The organism is Cryobacterium sp. MLB-32, from assembly GCF_000738085.1.
Classification (GTDB): Bacteria; Actinomycetota; Actinomycetes; order Actinomycetales; family Microbacteriaceae; genus Cryobacterium.
Genome location: NZ_JPRS01000167.1, coordinates 1 through 6,553, shown reverse-complemented (window position 1 = coordinate 6,553; position 6,553 = coordinate 1). Strand labels below are relative to the sequence as shown.

Annotated in this window: 9 protein-coding genes; 8 read left to right on the top strand and 1 reads right to left on the bottom strand. The window is 68.4% G+C overall.

The genetic code is table 11. The features are described from left to right. Positions 1-367: 367 nt before the first annotated feature. The 7 genes from JF66_RS14840 to JF66_RS14810 all read left to right on the top strand — a co-directional run bounded on the left by JF66_RS14840 (position 368) and on the right by JF66_RS14810 (position 5,925). Positions 368-1,510 carry a TadA family conjugal transfer-associated ATPase gene (locus JF66_RS14840; protein ID WP_081882417.1) on the top strand — a complete coding sequence of 381 codons (1,143 nt, stop codon included), beginning with the start codon at positions 368-370 and terminating at the stop codon, positions 1,508-1,510. Further along, the gene (locus JF66_RS14835; RefSeq protein ID WP_035879255.1) at positions 1,507-2,520 is read left to right on the top strand and encodes a type II secretion system F family protein; all 1,014 of its coding nucleotides are present in this window, start codon (positions 1,507-1,509) and stop codon (positions 2,518-2,520) included. Before JF66_RS14840 ends, JF66_RS14835 begins: the two co-directional genes overlap by 4 nt. A gap of 101 nt (positions 2,521-2,621) precedes the next feature. Further along, complete coding sequence (locus JF66_RS14830; protein WP_035879254.1) at positions 2,622-4,142, top strand: alkaline phosphatase; 1,521 nt, start codon at positions 2,622-2,624, stop codon at positions 4,140-4,142. A gap of 82 nt (positions 4,143-4,224) precedes the next feature. Continuing rightward, complete coding sequence (locus tag JF66_RS14825; RefSeq protein WP_035879253.1) at positions 4,225-4,773, top strand: hypothetical protein; 549 nt, start codon at positions 4,225-4,227, stop codon at positions 4,771-4,773. A 148-nt stretch (positions 4,774-4,921) separates the two neighbouring features. Then, positions 4,922-5,170: a DUF4244 domain-containing protein gene (locus JF66_RS14820; protein WP_035879252.1), complete on the top strand. Its 249-nt coding sequence runs from the start codon at positions 4,922-4,924 to the stop codon at positions 5,168-5,170. Positions 5,171-5,195: 25 nt separating this feature from the next. After that, positions 5,196-5,513 carry a TadE family type IV pilus minor pilin gene (locus tag JF66_RS14815; RefSeq protein WP_197059433.1) on the top strand — a complete coding sequence of 106 codons (318 nt, stop codon included), beginning with the start codon at positions 5,196-5,198 and terminating at the stop codon, positions 5,511-5,513. 103 nt (positions 5,514-5,616) lie between these two features. Further along, positions 5,617-5,925, top strand: coding sequence for a hypothetical protein (locus tag JF66_RS14810; RefSeq protein WP_051973582.1), 309 nt, complete (start codon positions 5,617-5,619; stop codon positions 5,923-5,925). Position 5,926: 1 nt separating this feature from the next. Here the strand turns inward: JF66_RS14810 and JF66_RS14805 are convergent, their stop codons facing one another. Further along, positions 5,927-6,172, bottom strand: a complete 246-nt coding sequence (locus JF66_RS14805; RefSeq protein WP_035879250.1) for a hypothetical protein — start codon at positions 6,170-6,172, stop codon at positions 5,927-5,929. A gap of 195 nt (positions 6,173-6,367) precedes the next feature. On the opposite strand from JF66_RS14805, the gene JF66_RS14800 reads away from it, so the two are divergent. Continuing rightward, the coding region (locus JF66_RS14800; RefSeq protein ID WP_035879249.1) for a toprim domain-containing protein at positions 6,368-6,553 on the top strand (186 nt) is incomplete at its 3' end.

Sequence of the window (6,553 nt, the reverse complement as noted above, 5' to 3'; positions counted from 1 at the left end):
TGTCTTCACGACGAGATATTTTTGGCCCTATTTGTACTCACAAATTCGCTCGTCGCGTGCCCCCGAAGCGGGGGGCCTGATTTAGGGGGGCATTTAGGACTTGCACTTCTGCCGATGCCTTGTATGCTGATATCCGTCAGAGCGAAAGTTCTGGCCGGCAGTGCTACGGTTCCCCCCAATCTATGCACTGCTAGGCGGCACCTGTTCCCCCCAATAGGTGCCGCCCCCTCTTTTTTAACCGGACGATTGTTTCGCCGGTGCTGCGTCGACGTGGAGCTCGTCCTCCTCAGTGTTGAGATTCAGGGCTTGTGCACCGTTTCGGATTCGCTCCCGGCGCTGCCGCGTCATGCGACGTAATGTCGCCCGCATGATCGAACCCTTTGTGGCAGTACCTTCTTATACGGTGGACCCTGCTCCCGCCCCCGTCGATTCGGCCGGGTTCGGTGAGGCCGCCACCGAATCCACTCGCGTGATCCACGCGGGCGGCGTGGCGGTGTCTGCCGGCGTGCCAGCATCTGCCGGCGCAACGGTACCCACGCCGCGCACGCCCGTGCCCGGGGAGGCGTCACGGCCCAACGTCGCGGGGCTGGGACCCCTCGCACGCTTCGCCGGCGATCCCCGGGTGACGGACCTGTTTCTGAACGGCGACTCCGGCCTCTGGATCGACGCCGGCTCCGGCCTCGAAGCCCAACCCGGCTGGCACTGCACGGAGGCCCAGGCGCGCCAACTGGCCGTTCACCTGATCGCTCTCGGTGGCCGGCACGTCGATGAGGCCAGTCCCTGCGTGGACGTGCGCCTGAACGACGGCATTCGGGTGCACGCCGTACTGCCGCCAGCCTCGAGTTCGGGCACCCTGCTGTCCATCCGCCTGCCGCACAGCGAGCGGCTGAGCCTCGAGGCGCTCCGTGCCAACGGTCTGCTCGGGACGGGGCCGGAGGCATCCGCTCTGCTCGAGCGCCTCCGCACGGCGGTGACGGGTCGAACGAACCTGCTCATCACGGGTGCCGCCGGCAGCGGCAAGACCACGCTGCTCGCGGCGCTGTTGGGGGAAGCGCCGCCCGGCGAACGCATCGTGCTGATCGAAGACGTCGCCGAGTTGCGTGTGGCGCACCCCCATGTCGTGGCTCTCGAGGCCCGGCAGGCGAACCTCGAGGGAGCGGGGCGCATCACGCTCGAGGCCCTCGTGCGCGAGGCGCTGCGCATGCGGCCCGACCGGCTCGTGCTCGGCGAGTGCCGGGGTGCCGAGGTGCGGGAGCTGCTCACGGCGCTCAACACGGGTCATGACGGCGGGGCCGGAACCCTGCACGCCAACTCACTCGCCGATGTGGGGGCCCGGCTTGAGGCCCTCGGTGCCCTCGCCCGGATGAGTCCGGAGGCGGTTGCCCGTCAAGCGGCCAGCGCGATCGGGCTCGTGCTCCACCTGGAACGTCGGGGTGGCGAGCGGCGGCTCAGCCAGATCGGCCGGTTCGAGCTCGACTCCCGCGGCGCACTCGCGGTCGTGCCGGAATGAGCAGTCGCACCGGCTCCGATAGTGCGCCGCTCGACGACGTCGCCGCCCTCACCGAGCGGCTGGCGGTGCTGCTGTCGGCCGGGGTCTCGCCGGTCTCTGCGTGGGGATATCTCCTGCCGGATCCGGTGCTCCCGCTGCCGCCGGGCCACACCGGCGCGCGGGACGGTCACGGGTTGCGGGGGTCGGCCGCGGAGCCACCCGCGTGGGGCATCATCAGGGCTGCGGCGGAGGCCGGCCGGCGGGGCAGGAGCATCGCCGACGCGGTCGCCGAGCGTGCCCGGCACCTGGGAGGGCAAACCGGCGCGGCCTGGCTGGGCCTGGCGGCGGCGTGGGACGTGGCTACCGAATCAGGGGCGCCCTTGGCGGCCTGTCTGCGGGATCTTGCGGCCACATTCCGGCATTTGGGCCAGCTGCACCGAGACCTGCAGGTGGCGCTGGCCGGCCCGCGGGCCACCGCCCGTCTCGTGATGGCGCTTCCGGTCGGCGGCCTGCTGGTGGGGGCGTTGATGGGCTTCGACGCCCTGCACATGCTTTTTCTCACGGTTCCCGGCTGGATGTGTCTGGCGGCCGCGGGCGCCCTGCTCTGGGTGGCGCACCGCTGGAGTGGGCGACTTGTTCGACAGGCGGGCATGACGGATGCCGCCCCCGGCCTGCTGCTCGACCTCACGGCGGTTGCCATGGCCGGCGGCGGCTCCGTCAACCGTGCGCGTGCGGTCGTGGAGCAGGCCGCCGAGAAATTCGGAATTCGCTCGGGCGACGGGGAGGGGTCGGAGCCTTTGCATGCCGTGCTGAGGCTCGCGGAACGGGCAGGTGTGCCGGCGGCGGAGCTGTTGCGCAGCGAGGCCCGGCAGGTGCGGCGCGATGCCCGCAGTGCCGGGCAGCGCCGGGCCGAAGCTCTCGCCGTGACGCTCATGCTGCCGCTCGGAGTGTGCGTGCTCCCCGCCTTCATGCTCGTGGGCGTTCTGCCGTTACTGCTGTCCATTTTGTCGACCACCCTGCGGTCGTTCTGAACGTTCATCATCTGTTTGTCTGAGCATCACTCAAAACTCCTAGCGTGGTGGCAGGACAGCACACGCTGCCCGGCGCGCTCCACAGACCAAGGAGATCCTTGATGAAGCGAAGAGTCCCGTTCCTGACCGCCGTGACGCTGGTCACCGCCCTGACAGCGGCCGCCACGGCCACCGCGCTCGGCGGCGTCGTCCCTGACGCCTCCGCCCACGAGAGCGAGGGGCGGGCGCAGAACGTCATCTATCTGCTGGGAGACGGCATGGGGCGCACGCACGTCACGGCCGCCCGTGAACGCTTCTACGGCGCCGACGGCGAGCTGGCCATGGAATCCCTGCCGGCTCAGGGCTACGTCAGTACCTATGCGGTGGAGAAACTCTCCGGTCAGCCCGGCGCGGCCGACTTCCACCCGAACCCGGTCACGGACTCGGCCTCGGCGGCCACGGCCTGGTCCTCGGGGGTCAAGACCTACAACGCGGCCCTCGGCGTGGATGCGAAGGGGCAGCTGGCGCCCACGGTGATGGAACTCGCCAAGAAGGCCGGATTGCGCACCGGCAACGTGTCGACGGCCGAGATCACCGATGCCACCCCGGCCGGCCAGATGAGCCACGCGTTGGCCCGCGGCTGCCAGGGGCCGGTCTACTCCGATGCCGCGTGTCAGGACCTGGCCATCACCGGTACGCCGTTGCCGACCAGCGACCTGCGCGTCACCCCGATTGCCGACCAGATCGCCCGCAACGGAACGGCCGACGTCATCTTCGGTGGCGGACTCAGTCGCTTTGACGCCGCCGACGAAACGGCGCTCGTGGCCCAGGGTTACTCCGTGCTCGGCTCGCCCGCGTCGCAGACCATCGCCACCGCCACCGACCTCGCGTCGGCGAGTGGGGCCAAGGTGTTCGGTCTGTTCAATCGGGGAAACCTCACCATCGAGAAGGCCAAACAGGACAACCCCACCTCGGTGCAGGCGCAGGAACCCACCCTGCCCGAGATGACGACGAAGGCGATTGCCCTGCTCAGCGACAAGAAGGTCAAAGCGTCAAAGGGCGCGAAGAACGGCAGGGGCTTCTACCTGCAGGTTGAGGGTGCGTTGATCGACAAGCGTTCGCACGCCAACGATGCCGCCCAGACCCTGGCCGAGATCAAGGCATTCGATGACGCCGTGGCCGTGGCACGGGACTTCGCCAAGAAAGACGGCAACACCCTCGTGATCGTGACCGCTGACCACGAATGTGCCGGCTTCAACATCATCGAGAAGGGTACCTTCACGAACGCCGAGGCCTCGACGCCGCCCGCCAACACGGACAGCGGCAACACGGCCAACAACTCCACGCCCTCCCGTGGTTCCAACGCGAAGGACCCGGTTCGTTCCACCGGAATCGTCAACGGTGCCGGCGGTGCCGACCCGAAGAACTTCGGACCGGCTACCTTCCGTACCCCCACCGACCCGGCCGGAGTCGTGGACGGGTCGCCGGATGCCGGTCTGTGGCTGAGCTACCTCTCGGGCAACCACACCGGAGCGGATGTGCCGGTGTACGCCACCGGCCCGGGCTCCGAACAACTGCAGGGGACCGTCGACAACATCGAACTCTTCGGTATCGTCACGCAGGCCTTGCGCCTGGTCGGCTAACAGCAGGCCACCCGACCCCAATATTGCATGCAGGCGGGCGCGGGGAGAACCTTCCCCGCGCCCGCACAGACAGGACACGCACATGACATCTCGTTTTCGCCGGCCATCTGTTCGCACCGTGGTCATCCTCAGCTCGGTCGCGGGCGGGGTGCTGCTGGGTGTCGGTGCGTTCGCCCTCACCGCCCCGGCGACTGAGGCCGCGAACGATTCCCGTGCCGGGGCAGCCGTGCAGACGTCTTTTCCGGGGCTCCAGGCACCCGACAGTGAGCCACAGCTGGCCGGCCTCGACGGGCTGCATCCCGCTGCCGGTCAGGTGGTGTGGGTCAGCGGTCCGTTTGACGACCGTTTCTCGCTCGATGACACCAGCTTCGACGGAACAGCCGTGACCGGGAACGTGCGCGTCACGAGTGACGTGAGCGCGGTGCTGGAGCTGGAAGTCGTGGCCGGTTTCTACGACGTCGGCGGCGATTTTCTCGGTACGGCCCGGTTCGTGCACCACCTCGTTGAAACCGACGCCGGACAGGAGTCGATTCCCGAGGAACGCATCACCTTCGCGGTGACGGTGCCCGCTGCTTTCGCCGGACGGGCAGCGGCGGCCGCCGTCGGGGTGCCGGTGCTCGTGAACGAGTAGAGCGCACCCGGTCCTCCACCGGACACTCCCACGTGGGTGTCTGCACTTTTTCGATGGCTCTCTCCCCGCGGGCATCCTCTCGCGACACAGTGGGGGTGACGCGAGCCGCCCCGGCCCGCGGTGCAGACCCGACAAAGGAGTAGACACCATGGCCATCTCCAGTTCCCCTCCGCTCATCGATCCTCCCAACGTCGCTTCCGCACCGGCCCGGGTGAAACGCCGCTGGCTGGCCCGCCTTGAGGGGCTGGGCGCGGAGGCGGGGGCGGCAACCGCCGAGTACGTGGTCGCCACCATGGCGGCCGTGGGCTTCGCCGGTTTGTTGATCGTGATTCTGCGTGGTGACGAGGTGCGGTCCATCCTCACCGACCTGGTGCGCCGTGCGCTGTCGGTGGGCTGAGGGCTTCGGTCGTGAGACGGGCACCGTGACGGCCGAGTTCGCCACCGTGCTGCCCGCCGTGATTCTCGTGCTCGGCTGTTGCCTCGGCGCCATTGCGGTGATCGGTCAACAGGTGCGACTCACGGATGCCTCGGCCGACGCCGCTCGGGCACTGTCCCGCGGTGACGCTGTCGGCCCGGTGTCCGCGCTCGTGGTGGCCGAAGTGCCGGGAGCGCTGCTGGCTGTCGAGTCCCGGGGTGACTTCGTCTGCGCCCGGCTTGACGCGCCCAGCTCCGTCGGTCTCTTCTCGGCCTGGGGCCTCAGCCTCGATGCCACGTCGTGCGCCCTCGGCGGAGGTCGCTGATGCACCCGAGCCCGCGCCGGCGCCGCGTCGACGGAGATTCCGGCGCTGGTTCCGTGTTGGCGATTGCCTCCTGGGAGCGTCGATCCTGCTTACCGCGCTGCTCATGCCCCTGCTCGCGCTGCTGGGGCTTCAACAATCGGTCCAGAATGCCGCTGATGCGGCGGCGCTCGCCGCCGCAGACACCGCATCCGGGTACGCGGCCGGGTATCCCTGCCAGGCCGCGGTGGCAGCGGCCACTCTCAACGGGACATCCGTCACGGCCTGCACGGTCGACGGACTCTTCGCGACCGTGACCGTGCGCCGACATGTACTCCTCGGTGAGCTGTCGTCGCGGGCGCGGGCCGGACCTCCCGATCCATCCGCTGACACGCCCTCCTCCGAGGGAGTGTCAGGAACAGATGCCGCCCGTTGATCTACTCGAACGACGCTTCGAGGAAACGGTATTCCACTGCGGTGGGACGCACCGGGCCGGCCTGTTGTGCGGATTCCGCGTATTCGAGGCCGGCTCCACGCGTATAGAGGTAGCGCTTACCGGCCTCGGCCGGGATCTCGATTCGCGGCTGAGGGTCCCCGGTGTCGAGGAAGGCGGTGGTGATGGTCTTTCCTTCGAGTGGGCCGTCCGTCAGCTTCGCGGTGTAGGTGCCCTGCGTTGTTCCCATGGCACCATTGTCCTCAGCGGAGGGAAACCCGCAAGGGCGAGATTCAAACCGGGGGCCAGCCGGGGGCGAACCGGGAGGCAACCGGGAGGCCTCCGAGAGCCCGCCGGGTGGCCCCCGATTAGGCGGGTACTCCATTCAGGTGTGTATGGTGTGCTGTGGCCTCTCTATTGGCCACTACGTATAAAGAGGAGTCTGGTGCCAGGCACTAAGAAGCTGGTCATTGTCGAGTCGCCGACGAAGATGAAGTCGATCGCGGCGTATCTCGGCGACGGTTACGAGGTTTTGTCCTCGGTCGGACACATTCGCGACCTCATTGAGCCGAAGAATCTGCCCGCGGAGCTCAAAAAGGGCACGCTCGGTCGGTTCTCGGTCGACGTCGAA